A 23,381-nucleotide genomic window follows, 5' to 3' on the forward strand; every position below is an offset into this window, starting at 1 on the left:
TTGCAGTTGTCTGTTTTGGAGGATTTATGGTTAATAAAATCACTTATTCCTTGCAGCAGGTCTTCGCCGGTCTAGAACTTCTGATAAAAGAGGACTACAAACTGTTGTTCGAGAAGTTTTCTCCGGAGTTTGGACTGATCGAAACGCTCGAGGAGCCTTCCGGTTCTGCTCTAGCGAAGTTCTCATTTGAATTCGAAGAAGATCGTTATTCTGTAGGATTCAAGGTTCTAAATCCCGATCAGGATGGTGCCTTTTCATATCTTTCGAAAAGGTATTCGACGCCGCTAATACTGCTAGAGAAGAGGGGGCGTTCCTCTGACTATCTCGATCTCGAGAACTTCTGGGTAGTGCCAGGGTATTACTTGAGAATGGCCTTTGTGTGCTTGCAGGTTTTGAGAGAACTGCAGTCAAAAAACGGCATGGAACGTTTAGATACAGTCCTCGAAACGGCTGAAACTCTTCTCAACAGAACGGTTGTTGGGACCGAGATTCTCAAGCAATACGACACAAGTGACATTGAGGAAGAACCCGAGATGAAGAAGCCGAAGTATCTAAAGGTCCCGATCCTCTTTGAACTGCCCTCTTCAAACGGGCTTCTGCAGATATCCGAGCTGAGAAAGGCGGTCATACCCGGAGACAAAGTGAAGGAATCGCTTAGATTGCCTCATTTCTCGCACTTGGGGAAGCTGGATCTTCTCGAGACTCCTGAATCCGTGAGAATCGGAATGAATCTCTTCCTTGCGAACGGCGCCCGTTATAATGCTTCGGATCTTGAGATAGAAAGCAGTGGCGAAGATTCCGAAGCCCTTCTTAGCCCTTCTACGTGTGCTGTTCCTTTCATGGCATACTCAGATGGCGTCAGGGTTACTATGGGAGGCAAGAATCTGAAGCAGGCAGTAAAGGTTGTTTCCAGCGAAAAGCCAATAATTCGGACTCCCATTGATGAGGAAGTTGATCTTGACTACGGTGTCAATGCCCTAGCCGGATATGCGTTGTTCAACGGCTTGAACTTCGAAGATGGAATAGTTTGTTCTGAAGGGTTTTCAATGAAAATGTGCATCGTAGAGAAAAAGACAATTGAAATCGTCGACTCAGTTCCTGTATTGCTCGATGCGAAGGTCAGTGTTAAGAACAGGTCTACGATAGAGCTTTCCAGTGAGGAAGGTTCGATAAGGATTGTTTACAACTTCAGAACTAAAGGTTCGATTGTCAATAAAGGTGACTGGCTGATAAGAAGAAATGTCTTTTTTGGTGGAAACGATAATCCCACTAAGTCCTATTCAAAGAATATCTACTATGACCTTTCATATCCAGGGGAAATCTTGCAGAATCCAGAAGAGAGAATGATCTCGTTCATTATGAGAACTATACCAACCGCCAGGAAGATAAAAAAGGGGGAAAAATTAGTAGACAACTTGAACGAGAGCGTCGTCTCCATAAGTGTTCCCTTGACTATCACAAAGCCGCTCGAAATTGGTGACAAGATTACTGGAAGACATGGAAACAAGGGCACTATATCGAAGATCGTTTCCGAAAGAGAAATGCCGCATGTTGAAATAGATGGCCAACGCAGACCTCTGGACATTATTCTGAGCCCCTTCGGGGTTATAACCAGAATGAATCTAGGTCAGCTACTAGAGACGCACAAATCACTTGAAGGTGAATATGTCGACAAACCTTTTAAGAATCTGGATCTCGCTTCCAGGGTCGCCAAAGGAAGAGACATACCACAGCTGAAGAAGAGACTCTTTTTTGCAGATGGAACTTCGTTTGAGGCAGCAGTCGGTTATCAGTATTTTGTGAGGCTAGATCACTGCGTAAGGGACAAATTGCATGTAGTAGATCTTGCGGAGACCTCTAAGATTACGGGACAGCCAGTGAAAGGAAAGCGGAGAGAGGGCGGACAGAGAATCGGCGAAATGGAGTTTTGGACTCTCTTCGACAACAATGCGCTTGAGACCGTTGGGAGGTTTTCTCAAACTAACATCAGCGATTCTTCAGACTTCATGAAGCGCTACTTCGATACCTTCAGGCTTCTTATGAACTACTACAGGGATTTTGATGTTGAAATCGAGGACGACCCGTTGAGAATAATTGTTAAGGAGACTTCAAATGACTTCCTGGAGAAAGTCGCGAGCGACGAAACCATGAGCGAGTTCTTCAAGCAAATTAAGGGAAGGGCGAAAGACAGGAAAGAGAGAAGATTCCTGCTATCTAAGTCAGGATATTTGAGAAAGTACATGCTTGGAAGACGGATTCATTCTTCTGGCAGAACCGTGATCACACCGGTGACAGACATAGACATAGACCATGTTTATCTTCCCTACGAATTTGCAAAACTTTGGCTTCCTCTGAAAGAGGATTCTAAAGAAGGGATTAAGATTGCTAATGATCTGGCGAAGGAGAGTAATCTCTATGTGCTTCTCAACAGACAGCCCTCTCTCCATAGACACAGTATTTCCTCTGCTAGGCCGATTTTCTGGGAGAACAAGACAATAGGATTGCCAATTATGTTGTGCGATGGATTCGGCGCCGATTTCGATGGCGACTCCATGGCTGTTTACCTGCCCGTAGATCAGGATGAAGATCTGAAGAGAGAGCTGAAATCTATGCTTCCCTCCAACAACCCGTTCAGAATTGGAACGGGAGAACTCACTTTTTCGGTCACTCAGGATTTGGTGTACGGTCTATATAGAAAGAGAGGACTTAACTCCAAGAAGGTAAAAGAGGAGCTTACACAGATAATAGAGAATTCCAACAATATTTCGAAAGATCTTCTGAAGTGGCAGAATGAAAGCCTTGCAGCGGCAAAGGAATCGGGACTGAGTCTTGATCTGCGCGATATCGCTTTGATGAGCGAGGTTGCCAAGAGCGTTAAAGATTCGGGCAGTAGAGGAAAACCAGAGCACTTCGTACAGATGGCTGAGGGGATTGATCTCGATGGAAGAAGGGCTGAAGCCTTTGCGAGAGGAGTATCGAGAGAAGATTACCTTGGTCGTACAGATGGTCTTGATGTGAACATTGCGTCCAGATCGAGGACAGGTTTGATCGACAAGAAACTCCATGTCGCCGAAGCGGGATACTTTACCAGGAAGTTGGTCGAGTTTCTGTATCCCGTTTCTGTCACAGAAGAAGACTGTTGTACAGATGACGGAATAGAACTCAATCAATCATTTGTCCAGCATCTGGCATTGCGAAAATACTCTCTTGAAAGACTGATACTCGGCAGATATGTCAAGAGGCCGATGGACAAAGAGTGGATGCCTGTAACGCGAAGTAATCTGAATGACTTCAGAGACTGCGATCTTCTGCTGAGAAGCCCGGTTAAGTGTGCGTCCTCAGGGGAGAACGGCATCTGTTCAAAGTGTGCGGGTCTCGAGCTCTCCAGTATGAAGAAGTTTAGAGTCGGCAGCTTTTTGGGAGTTCTTTCAGGCCATACTATAGGAGAGCGGGGAACTCAGCTTTCGATGAAGACCTTCCAGACGGGCTCATCAGGGTTCAGTATGCAGCGGGTCTCTTCGGAATTTTTCAAGGCCGAAGAAGAGTTTTCTTCTTATCTAAAACGGCTTGCCGACAGATCTATCGAAGGGATAATGAAGGGTTCATCGAAGTCGGCATCAGGTTCTGCTGAAGAGGGATCGCCCGTTCTCGGTACCATAGATGTGGCCTCTATCTATTTGGAGGTTCTCTTTAGACATTTGAAGGATACCGAAATACGTACTGAGGGGGAATTGAAGAAGAGACTCTCTGATCCAAGGGAAGTCGGGATATTCTCTGCACTTTCTTTCGAGAAAAGCGGCAGTTCAGAGAAAATCGGAATCGGAGAAGAAATAGAGGAGAAGTCTCCTAAGGCGAATTATGCGCTTAGGCCGGGAGAGGTGGCTAAATGGGTAGGGAAAAAATAACAGAAAAGACACCTGAAAAGTCGAAAGGCAAAAACAAGGAAAAGTTTAAATCGCTTACCACGTCCTTTAGAAATAGACCCGTTGAAACCAGCGAAGAAAGTGAAGAAGAGCTTCCAGATGAAGAAGCGTTTGAGGAAGTTGAATCTGAAGACCACGATAATGACGAGACTTCAAATTCCGATCCGTTCGCATCTGTAGAGAACCTTGAGAATCTGGTTTTTGAGCCGGCAGAGAGGAATCCGATTTCCGAGAAGAGAGTTGTTCTGGAAATCGTCAAAGGGAAGAGGTACCATTGTCTGAGAAGATACAGGTGGAGTTTCGAATTCTCTGAAAACTCTCCCCAAAAAGAAGAACACATGAGGCGTTTTGGGGAAACGGTTAGAAGAACAGGCAGGATTATTGAGAATTTCCTCAATGGATACCTCGAAGGAGAGACGGCCTCGATTCAAGATCTCTTTGGCTCGCTCAGCTCAAAGATTCTCTTTGGCGTCTCCGATTTGAATGACGTATCCAAGAACCAGTTATCCTGGTATCTCTTCCGGATGCCCGACGGAGTTCTATACACTCTCAACTGCCTAACTCCCAGAAGCGGTGCCCCAAATCTTTCGAAGCAAGCACTGTCGATTATGAGAATCTCAATGGGGGACCCGGAGGTGGGAGAAGTGCTCAAATATAAGTTTGAAGAAGTGATCGCAAAGTCTACCGGGTTAATTGACTATTCGCTTGAGCTGGAAGATTTGTTGGGGAGAGTCATCTGCCTGAACAGGACCATTATGAAGGCCGGGTATCCCGAAAGCAAACTGGGCGAACCGAGAGCTCTATTGAAAGAGCTTAACCGAAGTTCAATAAGACACTATTTTCATCAAATTGCTGGGAGAGCTAGGAAATGAGAGTATTCATTGTCGAGAAGGGTTTTGAAGAGCATGAGCTAAGAGTGCTCAAGGAGATCGTTGATAGTCTTGTTTCTTCAAAAGAGGATCTAAGAGAAAAAGTGGAGATTGTTGAGCTTTCTGAATTTCGCGAAGAACAGGGAATAATGATCATCTCCCAGCAGGTCATTGGAGAGCTGAATCCTGAACGGTCTTCAGGCCAGTTATTCATAATGTTCAAAGGAGGTCTTGAAAGCAACATAGTAGGTTTCGCGCAAAGAATGGGTGCTGTCGGAATCTTCCCTATCGATCGTTTCTATGGAGAGAGAATGGAATATGGGGAGATTTCACGGTTTGAGAATGTCTTGAAAAACGTTTTGAGAGATAGACTTTCAACCCGTTTTCCTGAATGGGACTTTAAAAAAAGGATCGACTGGAAAATGAAACTTGATGACAAGGCTTTCGAAGATGAAGACGCCTATATTTCGCTATTTGGAGACGAGATTACCCACAAGAACGTCAAGAAGACCAACGAAATAATAACGTCTGTCATGCCCTATGTTAAAGAGCTAAAGACGTTTAGATTAAAATCGAAAAGGGTTCTTGAAGAGCTAAAAAAGAAGGAACTCTCTGAAGACCCGAAACTTGAAGGAGCTAGAATAGCCATAAGAAAACTGAATGATTTGACATCCGAAATGAAGTTCAGAAAGCCGGTTTGTATTCTGCTTACGGGTCCAACCGGCTGCGGCAAGACTCTTCTGGCGAAGTACATAGCAAACAGCCTATTTGGCTCCTTGGAGACCTTTTCTAGAATCTCACTGGTCAATATGGGCGATAACCTTCTTGAAAGCGAGCTTTTCGGAAGTTTTCCGGGGTCGTGGACCGGGAGTTCTTATAAGGTTGGAAAAATGGTGTCAATGGCGGGAGGAGCGGTATTCCTCGATGAGATCGGAGAAATCTCTCCTGCCATTCAGGCAAAGCTTTTGACCTATCTGGACGATATGAAGGTCCTTATAGAAGGCCTTTCAGATACTTCGGGAGTGAGAGTTCCCGTATTGATTATCGCCGCCACGAATCGAGATGTTAGAAAGGAAATGAGCCTCGGCAATTTCAGGTCTGACTTCTATCAGCGTTTTGCCTACGAGATTCACATGCCTTCGCTTTCTGAGAGGAAGTCAGATTTCAGATATATTCTTAGTCATCTTCTCCAGGTGAAAAAGAAGATTCTGAATCTAAGTATAGATGAGATAAGCATAGCCGCAATAGAGAAACTGGAGGGTTACGAGTACCCCGGCAACTATCGAGAACTAGAGAGAGTTGTTACCGCGGCCATGATGAGCGCAAAGATGGATGGACGGGAGATTGTTCTGTCTAGAGATGTTCAGTTTTAGTTCTATGGGAGGTAGATATGAGAGTTAAGCTTACGCTTAGCGGTCTGAAGAACAAGGCCGTTCCCCGCGATCATTTTCATCAGCTTTCGGGCCTTATTTACGCGATGATACAAAAGGCAAATCCCGATTATTCGAAATGGCTGCACGACGAGGGCTTTCTTGACGGAAGCAAGAGCTTCAAGTTCTTCTGTTTCTCCAAGCTAATTCCGGAAAAGAATGCTTATATCAAAGCCGGAGATAATGGCGAGATGATTGTCTTCACCAAAGACATCGCTGCTCTATATATATCCTCGCCGGTGAGGGAGATCATGCAGCATCTAGTAGATTTCTTGCTGCTAAACAGGGAAATTAGAATCCTCAATCATAATCTGGTGATTCAAAACGCCTTTGCATCGACGGAGAGTTTTGAAAGCGAAGAGGAGCTCTTCAAATGTATTACGCCTATCGTTCTTTCGACGAGAAACGACGAACATAAGACGCCTTTCTACTTGAGGGCCTATCAGGATCCTGCCCAGTTTGGCGAATTCCTTACTAAGAATGCCAGAGAGAAATTCAGAGTTTTCTCCGGGAGAGAGAGCAGTGTCAGTATTGTTGTCGATGGCGAATATGTAGAAAAAGTCGGGAGGAAGAGCAACATAAGAATCAACATAGTTGACGATATCGAGGTCTTCGGATCGGTCGTCCCAGTAAAGATTTCCGGTACCGGAGAGGAGATTGCGTTTCTGTACGATACTGGACTTGGAGAAAAGAATTCCCTTGGAATGGGAATGATAGAAATTGCCGGGAAGCGGTTTTGAGTATAAAAGGGTTTTCTTTAGCAAGCTGGTTTTCGATGCGTGTATTTGAAGTGAAGGCCGCTTCGATAGAGTAGGTTATCCGCACGGTTTTACCAGAACACGCCTATAATCGTCATGAACCGATATTTTAAAGGTACTGTAGTGGCAACTTTCAGACCATTATTTTTAGCTATATTGGTTGGCTTCAAAACTTAGACTGACAAACGGATAAGCGCTTGATAATTTACCGATCTCTGCGGACAGAGAGATCAAAACCAGATCCCGAAACAAGTTCGGGATGACAATGTGAGGGACTTCCCAAACGCGCTGCCCGGATAACTTCATCAGGTGCATAGAAAACCCGAATTGTTGAGCCGGTTCTGTTCGTGAGACCCCATACGTTGTAATCGATACCCCCCGCTCCGCGTCATGAACTTGTTTCAGCATCTCTATCCTAAGAACCGCTGCACGCTTAAAATCAAAAACCCGCTGATCGCTGATGAAAACCGCGTTGTCCGTCAGCGGTCCTCCGCAGCCGAGAAGATAAAAACATCGAGTAGGAGAGGGGCGGAGCCCCTCGCCCTCTCACAGAACCGTGCGTACGGGCCGCGTACACGGCTCATGGATCAAGTATCGGATATTTCGACAGGGGATGATGATATTTTGTCATATCGACGAGGTTCATCTCTTCAAAGAACCTGTTGGGAATGGCGTAATTGGCTGCTTTTGAATGAGAAGATCGCCATTTGTTCATTCTCATGTTGACTTTCTCTTTCCATCCGGTCCTTCTGAGAACTCTGTTCAGTTTCTTAGTTGTCTTCCACTGGTGTAGTATGATGGCTCTCAGCCTTCTCCTTATCCAGCTCAGAAGTCCCCTCAAAATGGATTGGAAATCCACTATCCTGAAATAGCTGGCGAATCCCCTCAACAGTGGATTAAGCTGTTTCACTATCTCCTTTACCGGCCTGCTCTGATTCCTTCTTGTAAGTTTCCTGACCTTTTCCTTGAATCTCTTCAATCTGGATTTCTCTATCCCTACTCTCTCGCCTTTTATTTCAAAGCCAAGAAAGTGAAATCCATCTTCAAGTGTTGTGATTCTCGTCTTGTTTCTGTTGACCTTGAGCTTCATGTCAATCTCCAGTATGTTTATCGCGATTGCCAGAAACTCTCGGGCTTCTTCCTGGGTTTTCGAGAAGATCAGTATGTCGTCTGCGTATCTGACTATCCTTATTCCTCTGGCTTTCATCTTCTGATCGAATTCGTTCAGATAGATGTTAGCCAGCAGCGGGCTTATTACTCCTCCCTGTGGACTGCCAGTCTCTGTTGCCTTCCAGACTCCATCTTCCATTACTCCGCTCTTCAGTATTGCCCGTATGAGTTTGAGTATCTTTCCATCACTCACTCTCTCGGCTACGGAGTCTATTATCTTCTCATGATCCAGAGTGTCGAAACATTCACTGAGGTCAAGTTCCACTACATTACACAGTCCGTATTTGGATGCGAAGGCTTTCGCCTTCTCCACTGCCTGCCAGGCATTTCTTCCCTTTCTGTAACCGTAACTGGAGGGATGGAATCCTTCCTCGAATATCGGTTCGAGTACCTCCTTGAGAGATTGCTGTACAACCCTGTCCCTTACGGCAGGTATTCTCAATTGCCTCGTTTTACCGTCGGCTTTCGGGATTTCTACCCTCCTGAGTGACATGGGTTTGTATTCGCCTCTCTTGATTTCTCCGGATAGTCTCTCGATTTCTTCGAGAAGTTTCTCTCCAAATGTTTCTACGCTTACTCCGTCTATCCCAGGGGCTCCTCTGTTGGATTTTACCCTGCCATAGGCTTTTAAAAGGTTCTTCTCCAAATAGACTTTGTCGATTAGACTGTAATACTTCATCTCTTTCTCCTGTATGCTCTCTTCCAACAGTTGTAGTCTCAGATGTTATTGCGACAACTAATGACTGGCTTCTCTACCCTTTCGGGAATATGTACCTTGTCTTTAACTGTCTAACCTGAATCTCTTCACTGTCTTCCGATCACATTTCTTCGATCCTTCCCCCCTTCGCAAGTGATGGAGCCTTTCGACTTCCCCATCACCCCCTTGGCTTTTAGCCAAGGTCCCTTCCCCTTTCGGAGAGGTTCTTCACTACTACGGGTTCATCTGCCATCCTCCTGAGCTTTCCGTTAACTTGGATCACCTCCTTGCTAACGGTTACCCCTTTCGGACTCATGAGGACTTCCCCGGGTAAGATACACCACTTTCATCCGAATCCTGCCATCCAAACCTTTACAGCTGGAGTCAGGGCTTTCCCTTATCTGGCAGGGTTACCCTACTGTAACGGCCATCCCTGGTTCACTTTCGTTCAGTTCCGGACTTTGCCTCGGGCTTCCTTCAGATTCACCGTTACCAGTGACACCCTTGCCTCTGGCTAATGCTTCTTTGACTCCCCGCATTCGGGTCTTTCACCCTATAGTTGTGTATCATGCCGGGCGCACCAGATCCCGAAACAAGTTCGGGATGACAATGTTAGGCGATCACGAAAACATCACATCACGTCATTCTGAACTTGATTCAGAATCTCGATGATCAAAGAGCTGCTGTACGCTTAAAATCAAAAACCCGCTGGTTGCTGATGAAAACCGCGTTGTCCGTCAACGGTCCACCGTCCTCCGAATCGCGCGCGGAATGCCGGCGAAAATTGCGCAGGAACTCAAGGCCGGCTGAGTCGGGAAGTGATGTTCGCTGGCGCGAGGAAAGACACCCTCTCCTCTCTGGTTGCAAAACTTTGTGAAAAGGCGTCTTTAGAGAAGAGCACACACCCCACCGCAAGCGGTCCCCCCGCTCGAGCGGGGATTTAGAAGCCGGACTCGAAAAGAACATACCAGCAAGGATGCCTCCGGCAGGAAGCCTCTCAGGTCCACCGTCAAAGGTTCTCCGTTCTCCGAGGAGACCAAGAGCATAAGTGATGCCGCTTTCAGCGGGAAGCATTAGGAGCTAGTCAAAAGGCGGGAATCATCGCCGCTAGTACTACTTCGTGGTGCCAGTCTCAGCTTAAAGCTGAGGCCAGTCACTGCAAGCAACGGCAACATAGTGACTTTCATTTTGCTTGCAGTATTGGCTATTATCAGAACTTCAACTGACAAGCGCGTAAGAGGCAGCCGAAAGGACCGGCACATATACTAATCTCCTGGCACAGTCTGATACATAATGGCAGTCTCAATATGAGTGCTCTTGAAGGAAGTGGTACAAGATCTCTGAAGTCGTGAAAGCGAGGGCGGTAACGGTGTCGGCCGCCCCGTAGTATATGGCGATTCTGCCCGTTTCGGGGTCCTGAAGGCTTGCGCAGGGGAAGGTGACGTTGGGTACGTCGCCAATGTTTTCGTAAGGCATTCTCGGGTTAAGTATGTAGTGTTTCGACCTTTTGATTACTTTCCAGGGCCTTTCCAGATCGAGGAGAGCGACGCCGGCACTGTACACGAAGCCGTTGCAGGATGTCCATACTCCGTGATAGATTAGCAGCCAACCTTCCGAGGTTTCTATCGGAATAGGTCCGGCCCCAACCTTGGTCGATTGCCAGCCGGCGGTGGGTGACATTACATGCCTGTGGCAGCCCCAATGAATCATGTCGGGGCTCTCGCTGTAGAAGATGTCTCCAAAGGGAGTGTGGCCGTTGTCGCTCGGCCGGCTCAACATTGCAAACTTTCCTTTGATCTTCCTCGGGAAGAGGACCCCGTTTCTGTTGAAGGGAAGGAATGCATTCTCAAGCTGATAAAATCTCTCGAAATCGTAAGTGTAGGCAACGCCTATGGTAGGCCCGTGATAACCGTTGCACCAGGTTACGTAGTATCTGTCTTCCAGGAAGACGACTCTGGGATCGTATCCGTAAACGAATCGGCCGATTTCCGGGTCTTCGGCATTAAATTCGATTCTCTCCTGATCAATGTTCCACGACAATCCGTCTTCGCTTCTTCCCGAGTGAAGCTCCATGACAAGCTCTTTCGTATCTATACGGAATACTCCCCTGAATTCATCTTTGTAGGCTACGACCGCGCTGTTGAAGATGCTGTTTGCGCCTCTCACCGTTTCCCGTGTGATGAGGGGGTTTTTCGAGTATCTCCAGACCGGTTCTAGACAATCTTTGGGTTTCTCTTCCCAGGGGAGATTTTTGAGTTTGTGGCCGAGTATTGTGATCGACAAAGAGATCCTCTCCTTCCTCTCTCCTATATGGCTTTAACCGAGTCCCTTTCGACAAGGGCCGTGGGCAGAACTATATTCCTGAATACTCTCTTCTGGGTGAGTCTCAATCTCTCTATGAGCAGCTGGGCCGCAGCGCTTCCCATTTCGATTCTCGGTTGTGAGACGGTGGTTAATGCGGGGATCGTATAGGGCGCGTGAACGGAATCGTCGAACCCGATCACGGATACGTCGTCTGGGACACGAACACCGTTTTTGTGAAGCTCCTGCATTGCCCCCATTGCCACGTGGTCGTTGACGGCAAAGATCGCCGTGAAATCGATACCGAAATCCCGAAGGTAATCACGGATCGCCTCCTGCCCGTGGTGAGGTTCGAAGCCCCCTATCCTCGCGACTTTCAGATCGAAATCCGAGGTCCTCGAAGCGAATTTTCTCAGCCCCTTCAACCTATCCTTTGAAGCATGCACTCCTTCCTGCCCCGGGAGAAAGAGGACCCGTCTGTGCCCCTTTTCGTAAAGGAATTTCGCAACGTTGTATGCTGCAAAGGAGTTGTCTATGTTTACGGAATCGGCCTTTATTTCTCTTATTGGGGAGTCGACGGCGACAACGACTATCCCGCTCTCTATGAACCTGTTGAGCATGTGCTCGTCGCTGTGAAGAGTCGCAACTATGACTCCATCTACCTTTCGCTGGAAGTATTCGTTCAGAATCTCCTGTTCACGACTGACCATTTCTCTGGCCATGGCAAGCATCACGTTGAAACCGTTTTTGTGAGCATAATCCTCCACTCCCATGAAAATTTCGCCGTAATGGTTTCCCATGGTGTTGGGCAGGAGGACGCCCAGGGTTCTGTATAGGCTCTTCTTTCGAATCGAAGGCATGGGATGGTAGTTGAGTCTGTTGATGACCCTCAACACGCGCAGCTTCGTATCTTCGGAAACATAGCCGCTTCCGTTCAATACCCGAGAGACGGTCGCTATCGAAACCTCAGCTTCGGCAGCCACATCCTTTATCGTCACCATCCAGTCCTTTCCCCCTATTCGATGAGCAGGGTTTCGTCAAAAATGTCGTACGGCTCTTTCAGCATCTTCTTGAAACCATTAACCGAGCCCTGCTTTATGATTTCTTTCAAAAGGTAGTAGGAAGGTCTCGGAGTGAGGCTTCCATCATTGAAGTCCACACTGACCAGTCCGAAACGCATCCCAAGGCCGGAGGCCCATTCGTAGTTGTCGGTGAGAGACCAGTGCATGTACCCCTTTACGCTGAAGCCCTCTTCAATAAGCTTTTCCACTGCTTTCAGGTGACCTATGAGATAGTATGGTCTCAGTCCGTCCGTGGCATCGGCGATTCCATTCTCGGTTACGAAGACTGGAACGTCGTACCTTCTCATAGTCGTCTTCAGTATATTGTACAACCCTTCGGGGTAGATCTCCCAGCCGAAATCACTCGTCGGTCTGCCCGATCTGGAAAGCGAGTTGGGCTTGCAGCCCTGTCCGAATCCCGGCAGGAGTTTGTAACCTATGTCGCTCTCTTCATCGCTTTCTACTACCATCCGTGAATAGTAATTCAAACCAAGGAAGTCCGTTCTATCTTTTATGCGGTCGATAAATTCAAACTGAGCTTTCAGGGCAGAATCGACCGCCCTTTCCTCCCCGTCTATCCAGCTCATAGCGTAGATCAGTCCTACCGGAGAGCTCGTTTCTTTCTTTAGTTCCTCGTATCCAAGAAGATGGGCATTGATCAGATTGTCGCGGGCTACCCCCGCCAGTTCGGGCCTGATTATCGAGGGAGGGAACCCGGAGGCCCTGTTTCTGTAGCCAAGCGTAGCCAAGACGTTCGGTTCATTCTCGGTCGACCACATGTCGACGATATCTCCAAGTCTCCTTCCGCAGAGAGCGGCGAATTTACGGAATTCCTCCGCAGCGCGGGGATCGGCCCAGCCCCCGGCGGTGAAATCGGAGTATCTGTTGACCCTAATCGGTTCGTGGAGCCAAATGGGGAGTGAGAAATGGTTGAGATTTACCATCACCTTCATTCCCCGGTTTCTTATGTCCTCGATGATCCCTCTGTAATGCTCTAACGCTTCAGTGTTGCATATGTCATCCAAATCATCTGTCCATCTCTCGAAAGTCGGTTTGGGGAGGATTCTAGACCACTCCAGACCTATTCGTATTATCTTCATTCCCGCGTCGGCCGCAAGTCTGTGGAACTCCTCGAAACCTGTCCAGTAATTCGGCCCGCTTTCGGGAAACGTCCCGCTAACTATCCCGTTTTCGATGTTCAATTTATCATGAGCCCAAGCGTACCAATCCGAGCCGCGGTCGATGCTCTCGGGAGAGTTCCTACCCATTTCAAACTGAAATCCCGAAAGAGAGGCACCGAACAGGAAATCTTCGCCAAACATGTCTTCATCTCCTTTGTACGGCAACATAGTGATCCTCTTCAACTTCCACCATTTCATGTTCCGCATCCATGATGGGATCGAAACACTTCCGTCCGTCTATTTTCTTTTTGTGATCGCTTTCAATATCCTCCCACTTCTTGTCGAGCCTCGGTACTGAAGAGAGAAGTTTGCATGTGTAATAGTGCTGGGGGTTGAAGAAAACTTTGTCAGTTCTTCCCATTTCTACGACATGACCTTTGAACAGTATCACAGCTCTTTCGCTTAAATAGTAGCCGAGAGACAGGTCATGAGTTATGAAGAGGATTGAAAGCCCCTTCTTTTTGAGGTCTGCGAGCAGGTTCAAAACGTCTATTCTTGTAGAGGCGTCGAGCATGCTTATCAGTTCGTCGGCAACGAGAAGGTTCACGTCCAGCAGCAGGGCCCTGGATATGAGAATTCTCTGGAGCTGCCCGCCGCTGAGCTGATGAGGATACTTGCCCAGAATCTGATCCGGATCAAGGCCAACCAGTTTCAGGACCGTGTGGACCTTGTCCATCCAGTCGCTGTAGTGCATCTTCGCAAAGAAGACCGATCTAAGATTCTCGAAGACTCTGTCAACTTTGAAGATAGGATTATACGAGCTGAAGGGATCCTGAAAGACACCCTGGACCTTTCTGTAATAGTCTCTTAGCTCTGCGCCCTTCAGCCCGCTTATATCGCGTCCGTCAAGTCGTATTTCCCCTTGGGTGATTGTCAACAATCTCAAGATCATCTTTCCTATGGTGCTTTTTCCGCTCCCGCTTTCGCCTATGAGCGAGGTGACCTCTCCCTCTTCGATCTTGAATGAGACGTTGTTTACGGCCTTGAGCCTTCCTGAAGAGAACATTCCCGTCTTGAAGACCTTAGTCAGATTAATGAGCTCAAGCATCTAGTTCACTCCCCAGCAGGCCACCCAGTGTGAAGGCTCAATTTCAACCATGGGCGGTTCCTCTTCGCACTTTTCGAAGGCGATGGGACATCTGTCCTTGAATCTGCAGCCCCGCGGGGGCGAGAGGAGTTGAGGGGGTTTTCCAGGGATCCCTTTCAGTCTCTTATCTGTGTAGTGAACGCCGACCTCCGGCAGAGACGAGATAAGCATCTTCGTGTAGGGATGGACGGGCCTTTTTATTATCACTTCCGTGGCGGCCCGCTCGACAAGCTTACCCGCGTACATTATAAGAATAGAATCGGCTATCTGGTAGAGGATCGAGATGTCATGGGTAACGAAGATGATGCTTTTGACGAAACCCTTGTCCCTGAACTCCACGATCATCTCGGCCACTGCTCGCTGAGTCGAGACATCCAGGGCCGATGTGACCTCGTCGGCTATCAGCAGAGAGGGATTCAGAAGCGTCGAGATAACCATTACGGCCCTCTGCTTCATTCCGCCCGACAGTTCCACGGGATACATCTTCAGGACCGAACTATCCAGACCCACGAGATCCAGCCTCCTGTTGAGTTCGGGGAGAGTTTTTTCGTAACCCACGCCGTGACAGGCGAGAAGATCTGAGATGAGTCTCTTGAGCTTCACGGTGGGATTCAAGGCGTTCATAGCATACTGAGGGATTATCGAGATTCTCTTGTATCTGAAGTCGTTCATCTTTCTTTGATCGCCGATTGGAAGAGGGCTTCCGTCAAGAGAGGCACTGCCTTCCACGAGTTTCATCGGGAGGCGAAGCATTATGAGGGAGTTGCTGAGAGTCGACTTTCCACAGCCCGATTCTCCGGCAATTCCTGCGATCTCCCCATCACGAAGATCGAAGCTCACACCGTCCAGTGCCTTTATATCTCCCTTAAGAGTCTGGTAATAGACTCTAAGGCCATCCACGCTTAGAGACATCGTCACAGCTCCCTCAGTTTAGGATTGAAGACTTCGTCCAGTCCAGTATTCATAAAGTAGAGCGCGCCGACGATAGCCGTAATGGCTACTCCGGGAGGTATCAGCCACCACCACATTCCGAGCTGAATTGCGCTCCAAAGAACCGCATTCTGCATCATTAGCCCTAGAGAAATCCCCTGCGTCGGGCCGAGCCCGATGAAATCAAGCGTAACGGCTGCGAGAATAGCGCCTCCGAACTGGAGTATGAAGGTCATGAAAAGATAGGACATCATGTTTGGAGCGATCTCCCCAAAGATTATCCTCATGGGTTTCATGCCAGTTATTCTTGCGAGGTCCACAAAGTCCCTTGTTCTCAAAGTAAACGTCTGGGCCCTTATCGCTCTCGCCGCCCACGGCCAAGAAGTGAGCCCTATAAATATGCTCTGGACGAGTATTCCCCTGTATGGCAGATAAGCCGCAACAATTAGAAGGAGGGCCAGCGTCGGTATCACGGTGACCACATTGGTCAACATATTGAGCAGCTCGTCGATCATGCCTCCATGGTAGCCGGCTACGAAGCCGATTAGGACTCCCAGAAGCGTAGCGAGACCTCCGGCAACCAATCCGACCAGGAAGGTTGATCTCAGCCCGTAAACCGTCTGCGAGAAAACATCCTGCCCGAAGGTTGTGGTCCCTAACCAGAACTCTTTTGAAGGAGGGTGGTAACCTGGCCCCGCATAATCGAGCGGTCCGTACTTCGCGAAGAGAGGTCCGAAGATCGCGAGTAAGATGAAGATCACCAGTATGAAAAAGCCGACCTTCAGACGTCCGTTCCTCAGGGCGAAGTATAGAAATTCATTCTTTGTCTTCATACAGTCTCTCCTTCTGCCGTGTGCCTGATTCTCGGATCGATCAGTATATACGCGATATCCAGAATGATGTTAGCCAACAACACGCCGACGATTATGAACAGAAAACAGCCCTGTATTAGGAAGTAATCTTGATTCATTATCGCTTCCTTTAGAAGATGTCCGATGCCGGGGTATGAAAAGACGACTTCGGTAGCAAGAGCCCCGGCAACTATGACACCTAGCTGGAGAGCCAGTCCTGTGATCTGAGGAAGAACCGCGTTCTTATAGGCATACTGTCTGACCAGTCTTCCCGAGGCACCCAGAGATTCAAGGTACCTGGAATACTCGGCCTCGAGTTCGTAGATGATCATGTTACGCATTCCGATGGCCCAGCCTCCAAATTGCACGAGAAAGAGAGAGCTGAAGGGAAGTATCCAGTGCTTCAGGAAATCCCAGATGAAGGTCCAGCTCCAGTTGGGGACCATTGAAAAACTGTAGGCGCCCGCTATGGGAAGAACGTCTAGCGCGACCCCAAAGAACCAGGCCAGAAGTATACCGAGCCACATGTAGGGCGTGGCCGTAAGCACGTACCAGATGGGCAAGACGATGCCGTCTAGTTTCTTTTTCCTGGCGGCAAAGGCGCCGAACTTGTTCCCGGCTATATAACTCAACATTATTGCGGGAATCAAAAGGGCAAGATCAAAGGGCAGGGCCCTGGCTATTACCCTCGTAACGGGAGCGCCTGTAACATATAAGCTGACTCCGAGATCGCCTCTGAAAAGGCCCGCCCAAAAAGCGAAATACTGATGAAGAGGTGACTTGTCCAGCCCGTAGATCTCGTTAAGGTAGCCGGCGATTACCTCGGTTGTATCCGATCTGGTGGAAAACCTAGACAGTAGATTCGTAATTGGATTGCCGGGCATGAATCGCGGTATCATCCAGTCTATCGTAACCGCAAATACAAATGTCAGCAGGTAGATTATTATCTTTCTTCTGAAATAGGCTCCCACAGTCTGAGTCTCCTTCCTTTACCCTACCCACGTGATGGAGAGCTTCATCTTCTTGCCCAACCAAAAGTTATTTTCAGTTGAAAGTGCGATACTCAATTCCTTCCGATCACCCATTCAGATTCAAGAGTCTTTAGGCTCTCGCTTGACAGAGAGAGGTGATTAGACAGGTTTTTCTTTCTTCATAAATTGCTGAAAGTTGGTTTTTTAATAATGTTTAGAGACTGCGCGTATGAAGACCCGGGTGCAACCTTATACTCATAGGCAGTCCGGCATCTCGATCTCTCCAGTCTGTACCATTATCGCTATTGTCTTTCGGTATTCGGACGTCTTGCCAGAACACTCTTGTTCGTCGCTCAGCGAAAAACAACACTCGGAGCCCGAACATGACAGGTTGAATCTCGCATGAGCCAAACCGTTTAATCTCAGTCTGCCAAAAGCCCCCACGGGCCGGAAGTCCATGGGGGCGAAGATTATACTCTGTTACTTAGCCTCCAGGGCTGTCAGCATGAATATACCACCGAGCTGCCATTTTCCGTTCCACGTACATGGATAGTAGTGAGGGCCGTGTTCGCTCGGCCAGTTGGTCCAAACATTGGTACTTGCCTGGAACCACATTCCGTTGAACCAGAGGGGAACGTAGGGAATCTCTTTCAAGAAAAGCTCTTCCAGTTCCGACATGATCTTTTGACCAGTCTCGTAGTCATCGACAGGCGTTCTGTCGAAGGCTTCCATCAACTCAAAGGCCTTGGGATTGTTGTATTTTCCGTAGTTGCCCTGAGTCTGCTGCTCTCTGATATCCCAGAATAGCCAGTAGTAGTAACTCCATACTGTGTTAGACAGGTTGCTGTTGAAGTTGTTTATCGCCATATCGAAGTTGCCGCCGTAAAGCTCGTCCTGATACCTCGAATAGTCGGGGAACTCGGCCTTTGCGTTAATGCCCACGGCGTTCAGGTTGTTGGCAATTATCTTTATCGACTCCATCCAGTCGGTCCAGCCGAATGGAACTATTATAGAGAGCTCTATCTCGGAACCGTCCGGCGCCTCGACGAATCCGTCTCCGTTAATGTCCTTGTAGCCCGCATCGGCAAGGACCTTTTTGGAAACCGATGGATCGTACTTGAATCCATACTGCTCGACAACCTTTTCATCGTAATACTTCATCCAGGCGTCGATAGGAAGGAAGCCAAGTGGGTTAGACTTGATTACCTGGTTCTCGAAAACCCTTGTGACTATGTCGTCGGCGTTTATTGCCCAGGCAACGGCCTTCCTGAAGTTAACATCATCCATTGGCTTTCTGCTGTTGTTTAGAAAGAGAACTGCCGTATTGTCGGAAAGCATGTAAGGCGGGCCATCGAAATATGTGTGGATTCCGTAAGCGGATTTGACGGCTGGGACTCCTGGAAGGAAGAAGTTACTGATATCCAGTTCCCCTTTGAAGATCATACCGAGAGCCACGTTGTTTCCCGAAACGGTGAGATAGACTATTCTCTTGGGCGTAGGCTTTATTCCCAGCTGCTCGATAGCCCACCAGTTTTCGTTTCTCAAATAGATCATTCTGTCCTGACCGTAACCTTCGGCTGTGTAGCAACCCGTTCCAATGGGCCCCTCGTTCGCTCCAGTCAGAATTTCGGCTTCCGTCTTGTTTTTCCATATGTGCTCGGGAACCATGGGCAACTGGTAGAGCTGGAAGGACCATTGCTGATACAGCGGTTCGGTGAAGTGGACACGTACAGTCAGTCTGTCTACTATCTCCACTTCCTTCATCCAGTTCCACATAGAGCTGTAATGGACTCCGGGATACTTCTTTGCGATGTCAAATGTGAATTTCACATCTTCGGCATTGAACTCCTCTCCATCCGTCCAGTATACTCCGTCTCGAAGCTTCAGCTCGTAGGTCTTTTCGTCTATCCATCCTCCATCCACCGCAAGCCAGGGTATCATCTCGTTGCTCAGAGGATCGAACATAAACAGGTATTCATAGATTAGACCGTTGGTTCCGGTCATAATCGCCCATGGGGTGAATGGGTTCCAGTTGTTTGGTGGACTCCAAAGGCCTCCACCGGCGTACAGAGTTTCTTTTCGATCGTAAACTTGACCAATTGCGAGGCTACTAACGAGTATGATGGCCAGAAGTAGTAAAATGAACCTCTTTTTCATATACCCAACCTCCTTTACTTAGCCTTAAGGGCTCCGCTAACATAATATTCCTGAAAACATTTACATATTAAAGCGATCTCAGGCCGATATTTCTCAGAAATCTGGAATTATCATCGAACTATGCGTAATGCTTTCTACATTCACAAATAATTAACGCTATTTCAAGGTAAACCGTGTAGCCTTCCGCATGCATTATCTGAATTATCTTTAGTGAAGTTCGTGTAAGTGTTATTCTCTCACAATAGAGTGACAAAGATGAATTTGTTTTTGCCGTTTTATGCGGAGAATGTTTTTCGAAGGACCCAAATGAAATCCTCGCATATGAAAATGGTTTTCATGTATCGGTTCGTTAGGGTCGAAATCCTTATGGCAAGAACCCGCCCTTGGATAAGATCAAACTTAGATCCCGAAACAAGTTCGGGATGACAGCTAACGGTTACTCCGAAAAGGCTAGATTCCATCGTTCCGACAAAGCTCCTGGTCGGAATCTCGATGCTATTGCTTCCCGGCTCTCCCCGATGGACAGAGAATCGTTTAACTGAGGACCACTTTCTTTTGCTCTTTCAAACCACGGACCTCCAACCCCCAACCCCGGTCTTTCAATTCCCGAAACAATTTCAGGCTGACAGTGTTAGGCGATTACGAAAACTTCACATACCGTCATCAAGAAGCCCGACCTTGATCCTTCCAAGAGCATGGACCCGTCCTTCGGGAAGAACGGTTCTTCGTTGCTAAGCGTCCGGGTTGTTCGTGGTTTGCCTTCCCGATCAGGTGAGGACTTCTGCGACATCGTATCCTTGTCATTCAGGTCTTTCAATTGATCTTCAAAGGGTTTGGTTAGTTTTTGGTCGACACTTTACGTAGCTCGTTAAGGAAACGTTCACATTCTTTTCGACCAGCCGTTCAGTTTGTTCACGGGCGGGACCGTTCCGAGCGTACCGTACGCAGCCGATAACAATCCATAAGAGCCCGCTCGAAAGAATGACTCACCGAGTACAGCGTCGAAGGGCTCTGACGAATCGCTCTTTCATCGGTTTGGGCAACAAGATTGTTTTAGGTTTCTCATGCAGCCGTGTGGCATTGGAGGATTCACTTTTTCTACTCAGGCAGCGTTATCTTTCCCGACAACTGGTCTTTGGTGGCTTTCAATACGTTTTGGGAAGCGGGTCGTCCAGAAGGTTTCTGCCCCAGAGCGGCAACTGAACTCTCGGAACAATCAAACGCAAGATTTGCCAGTGCCGATTTGCTCTGCTTCTTTATCGATCTCAGGAGTGACTGGATATACGGCGCATCCCAGCCACCAAGTGTTTTCTTGCTTCCGGCATACTCACACTCCGGCTGGCTGTGATTAAACTTTTCAGGGACTTGGCTACCAATTCAGCGAATGATTCGACTCTGTCGGCACATCGATAATGGCTGTCAGTCTTGTGCCTTGACAGTGTTCCCGAATAAAAACCAGGCGTGAATACAGGCCCTTTCTGGAGTTTCTATCATTAAGCAGGGGAGGGGGAGTTCATGTGCTCGATCAAAGGTATCGCATAGGCATTCCAGGCCTGGATCGTACAACCGCCAGCGGGAAGTATTTCCGGTAACGCCCCGTACATTTCGCTTTTTAGAGAGTTCTCAAGAGACAAGATGAACTTTTCAGAAAGGTCCGGCCTTCCGTATCTAATTCCCGCTTCTATGGCAAGGAGAGTGGGAAGTGACCAGACAATATCGTTTTTGTCTCCCTCTCCATAATCGCCTGCTTCGAAGGTTTTTAGAGGGAGCGAGTGTATCAGCCCCGGCTCTTTGAAGTAGCCTATCTTCTCCATTTTTGCCAGCAATCTCTCCCCGATTTCTCTCCGGATGAGACCCATGGACAGTGGGTAAATTTGTATAAAGTGACCCTCGAAATTCCCGCTTTTTTCGGTGAGGGCATCGTAAAAAAGGCCATCTTTGCCGTACCAGTCTTTTAGAAACTCACGATCGTATCTTTCAAGGAGCCAAGCCGCGAACTGAGAGTTTTTGAGATCTTTCATCATGTTCGAGTCGCGTAGCTCTTTCAGCATAGAGTATAGCCAGCAGGCGGAATCCAGCAGAGCAAATTCGCCACTGATGGGTACTTCTACGATGCCTTCACCCTGAGGATACAGCTTTCGCGAAAGGTGACCGGAAACATGTGAAAGCGCGTTGTCCACAAGTTCTAAGTACTCTTTTTTGGAAGTCTTTACCGCATACTTCAGGGCTAGATAGGCAAAAGCGATTATCTCGTTCATTCTTCCGTAAGCGTATATCCTGCCCGCCGTAGTAACTTCGTGAGGGGCCAGGCCGTTGCCAAATTTCGCGAGATTGTCTACTGTCTTTCCCACAAGTTCCAGCATGGGCGTGTCGAGCAGTCCGAGGCAGGTATAGACTCCATCGATCCCGAACCACCAGGGGAACTCTCCCAGCCCAGCGACAAATCCGCATCCCACGTCTCTTTCGAAGAAGAGTTCAAGAGCTCCAGCCCTTGCCCAGAATGGTATAGTGTCCTGGAATGGTGGAAGATATCGACGGTTGTGTTCCTCCCGCTCAAGGAGGTATTGTTCGTAACCCTCTTTCCCTGGTCTGCCCAGAGCAATAACCGCTTCAAGTCTGCCCCTTCTGCTGAGTTTCAGCCAGTCGCCTTCCGATGTGGCCTTTCCGTTCACTTTGACGAAAGAACTCATGCCCTCTAATTCGCGCCATACGATCGTGTCCCGGTCTTGATTCTCCACTCTCAGCGAGATGTTTCCAGAAGGTCTGTCTTCGAGCCACACTAGATCCATCTCCTGTCTGAGGCAGAACTCGATCTTGGCACGACTCTCAATTCTGATGGCGATAAGTGGCCGTTCAGGGTGGGCAAGAATCCGGAGGTCGGCCCCGGGATAGTTGACAATTCGTTCCGAGACTTTGTTCTGAAAACTTGTCGGCGAAACCCTCTTTCCATTGAGCGAGAGAAAATACGAAGAGAATAGCCTGTATTTATCTAGCCAAAACCCGCCCATCTTTCCCTTCAAGTGCCAGCCAATGTTTTCTGCGTTTCCGTCGATACCTCCAAAAAAATATGCCCTTCTACCTGCCACGTAGTAGTCAAAATTATCCATCAGCCTTTCACCCCGGATGAAACGCCTGTATCTATGAACTGCCTCTGGAAGATCAGGAAAATGATTATCATGGGAATCGTCATCATTATGGAAGCTGCCATCATATACTGCCAGTACGTATAGTAACTTGTCCGGTAAAAATCAAGGCCCACAGTTAGGGTAAACATCTCCTTTCTCGAGGTCATGAGCAGCGGCCAGAGAAAGTCGTTCCAGGTGCCAACAAAGATGTATATGGCCAATGCTGAAATGGCCGGTTTTGAGATTGGCAACACGACTTTGAAGTAAGTCTTGATTATCGAGGCGCCATCGATTCTTGCGGCCTCTTCCATCTCCCTGGGAATAGCCATGAAGAACTGCCTCATCAGAAAGATCCCAAAGACACCGGTTAGCTTGGGGAGAAAGAGGCCGTAATAAGTGTTCACGAATCCGAACCTCACCATGAGGTTGTAATTGGGTATCAGCGTGACGTGACCGGGGATCATGAGTGTGGCTAGAAAGAGTGCGAACCACAGATCCCTCAGCGGAAAACGCAACCTAGCGAAGGCGTAACCTCCAAGGGCATCGAAGATAAGGTGGCCAATTGTTACCAGCGCGGCATAGATGATCGTGTTAAGTATCCATCTGGCGTAGGGCGTGATCTTGAAGACTTGTACGTAATTCTCGCCGGTAGCGGGGGCTCCGAAAAACTCCGGAGGCCACTTAAACAAATTTATCTCGGGAGGCCACTTCATTATATCCGTACCCGTTGTCACACCGTTTTCGGTGTATCTCATAGGAGTGAGAGATACTATGGCCGACCAGAGGAAGGGAAAGAGCGAAACGACCGCATAGAGAATCAACACGACGTAGGCGATAATCATACCAATCTTTAGTTTTTTCTTCATGTAA

17 protein-coding genes are annotated in these 23,381 nt (G+C 48.1%); 4 read left to right on the forward strand and 13 right to left on the reverse strand.

Annotated elements, in window-relative coordinates:
* The first annotated feature begins 26 nt into the window (after nt 1-26).
* From THEBA_RS08215 to cas6, 4 genes are read left to right on the forward strand one after another with little or no spacing between them, the layout of a single operon-like run.
* Nucleotides 27-3,905, forward strand: a complete 3,879-nt coding sequence (locus tag THEBA_RS08215) for a DNA-directed RNA polymerase subunit beta/140 kD subunit (protein ID WP_014731191.1) — start codon at nt 27-29, stop codon at nt 3,903-3,905.
* Nucleotides 3,887-4,795 (forward strand): hypothetical protein, encoded by a 909-nt coding sequence (locus tag THEBA_RS08220; protein WP_014731192.1) that lies wholly within the window; start codon nt 3,887-3,889, stop codon nt 4,793-4,795. The genes THEBA_RS08215 and THEBA_RS08220 overlap by 19 nt, the downstream gene beginning before the upstream one ends.
* A complete protein-coding gene (locus tag THEBA_RS08225; protein WP_014731193.1) occupies nt 4,792-6,165 on the forward strand; it encodes a sigma-54-dependent transcriptional regulator in 1,374 nt (457 codons plus the stop codon). Before THEBA_RS08220 ends, THEBA_RS08225 begins: the two co-directional genes overlap by 4 nt.
* A 17-nt stretch (nt 6,166-6,182) precedes the next feature.
* Nucleotides 6,183-6,962: a CRISPR-associated endoribonuclease Cas6 gene (cas6, locus tag THEBA_RS08230; protein WP_014731194.1), complete on the forward strand. Its 780-nt coding sequence runs from the start codon at nt 6,183-6,185 to the stop codon at nt 6,960-6,962.
* A gap of 598 nt (nt 6,963-7,560) precedes the next feature.
* Here the strand turns inward: cas6 and ltrA are convergent.
* The 13 genes from ltrA to THEBA_RS08285 all read right to left on the reverse strand — a co-directional run bounded on the left by ltrA (nt 7,561) and on the right by THEBA_RS08285 (nt 23,377).
* Nucleotides 7,561-8,829: a group II intron reverse transcriptase/maturase gene (gene ltrA, locus THEBA_RS08235; RefSeq protein WP_014731195.1), complete on the reverse strand. Its 1,269-nt coding sequence runs from the start codon at nt 8,827-8,829 to the stop codon at nt 7,561-7,563.
* A 211-nt stretch (nt 8,830-9,040) separates the two neighbouring features.
* A complete protein-coding gene (locus tag THEBA_RS14815; protein WP_006485555.1) occupies nt 9,041-9,163 on the reverse strand; it encodes a hypothetical protein in 123 nt (40 codons plus the stop codon).
* 94 nt (nt 9,164-9,257) lie between these two features.
* Nucleotides 9,258-9,386 (reverse strand): hypothetical protein, encoded by a 129-nt coding sequence (locus THEBA_RS14820; protein ID WP_006485539.1) that lies wholly within the window; start codon nt 9,384-9,386, stop codon nt 9,258-9,260.
* 763 nt (nt 9,387-10,149) lie between these two features.
* On the reverse strand, nt 10,150-11,130 hold the full coding sequence (locus THEBA_RS08240) for a glycoside hydrolase family 130 protein (protein ID WP_014731198.1): 981 nt from the start codon (nt 11,128-11,130) through the stop codon (nt 10,150-10,152).
* Between the two features lie 23 nt (nt 11,131-11,153).
* Nucleotides 11,154-12,149: a LacI family DNA-binding transcriptional regulator gene (locus THEBA_RS08245; RefSeq protein ID WP_006489306.1), complete on the reverse strand. Its 996-nt coding sequence runs from the start codon at nt 12,147-12,149 to the stop codon at nt 11,154-11,156.
* Nucleotides 12,150-12,163: 14 nt separating this feature from the next.
* The gene (gene bgaS, locus THEBA_RS08250) at nt 12,164-13,558 is read right to left on the reverse strand and encodes a beta-galactosidase BgaS (protein WP_014731199.1); all 1,395 of its coding nucleotides are present in this window, start codon (nt 13,556-13,558) and stop codon (nt 12,164-12,166) included.
* Nucleotides 13,536-14,438 (reverse strand): ABC transporter ATP-binding protein, encoded by a 903-nt coding sequence (locus tag THEBA_RS08255; RefSeq protein ID WP_014731200.1) that lies wholly within the window; start codon nt 14,436-14,438, stop codon nt 13,536-13,538. Before THEBA_RS08255 ends, bgaS begins: the two co-directional genes overlap by 23 nt.
* Nucleotides 14,439-15,389 carry an ABC transporter ATP-binding protein gene (locus tag THEBA_RS08260; RefSeq protein ID WP_014731201.1) on the reverse strand — a complete coding sequence of 317 codons (951 nt, stop codon included), beginning with the start codon at nt 15,387-15,389 and terminating at the stop codon, nt 14,439-14,441. It abuts the gene before it with no gap.
* Nucleotides 15,390-15,391: 2 nt separating this feature from the next.
* Nucleotides 15,392-16,240 (reverse strand): ABC transporter permease, encoded by an 849-nt coding sequence (locus THEBA_RS08265; protein WP_006489299.1) that lies wholly within the window; start codon nt 16,238-16,240, stop codon nt 15,392-15,394.
* Entirely contained in the window at nt 16,237-17,229 is a 993-nt protein-coding gene (locus THEBA_RS08270; protein WP_006489297.1) for an ABC transporter permease, read from the reverse strand. Before THEBA_RS08270 ends, THEBA_RS08265 begins: the two co-directional genes overlap by 4 nt.
* A gap of 480 nt (nt 17,230-17,709) precedes the next feature.
* Nucleotides 17,710-19,386 (reverse strand): ABC transporter substrate-binding protein, encoded by a 1,677-nt coding sequence (locus tag THEBA_RS08275; RefSeq protein WP_014731202.1) that lies wholly within the window; start codon nt 19,384-19,386, stop codon nt 17,710-17,712.
* A gap of 1,493 nt (nt 19,387-20,879) precedes the next feature.
* Entirely contained in the window at nt 20,880-22,493 is a 1,614-nt protein-coding gene (locus tag THEBA_RS08280; RefSeq protein WP_014731203.1) for a glucosidase family protein, read from the reverse strand.
* Nucleotides 22,493-23,377: a carbohydrate ABC transporter permease gene (locus THEBA_RS08285; protein WP_014731204.1), complete on the reverse strand. Its 885-nt coding sequence runs from the start codon at nt 23,375-23,377 to the stop codon at nt 22,493-22,495. The genes THEBA_RS08280 and THEBA_RS08285 overlap by 1 nt, the downstream gene beginning before the upstream one ends.
* Nucleotides 23,378-23,381 lie beyond the last annotated feature (4 nt).

The sequence above is a fragment of the Mesotoga prima MesG1.Ag.4.2 genome (assembly GCF_000147715.2).
Lineage (GTDB): Bacteria > Thermotogota > Thermotogae > Petrotogales > Kosmotogaceae > Mesotoga > Mesotoga prima.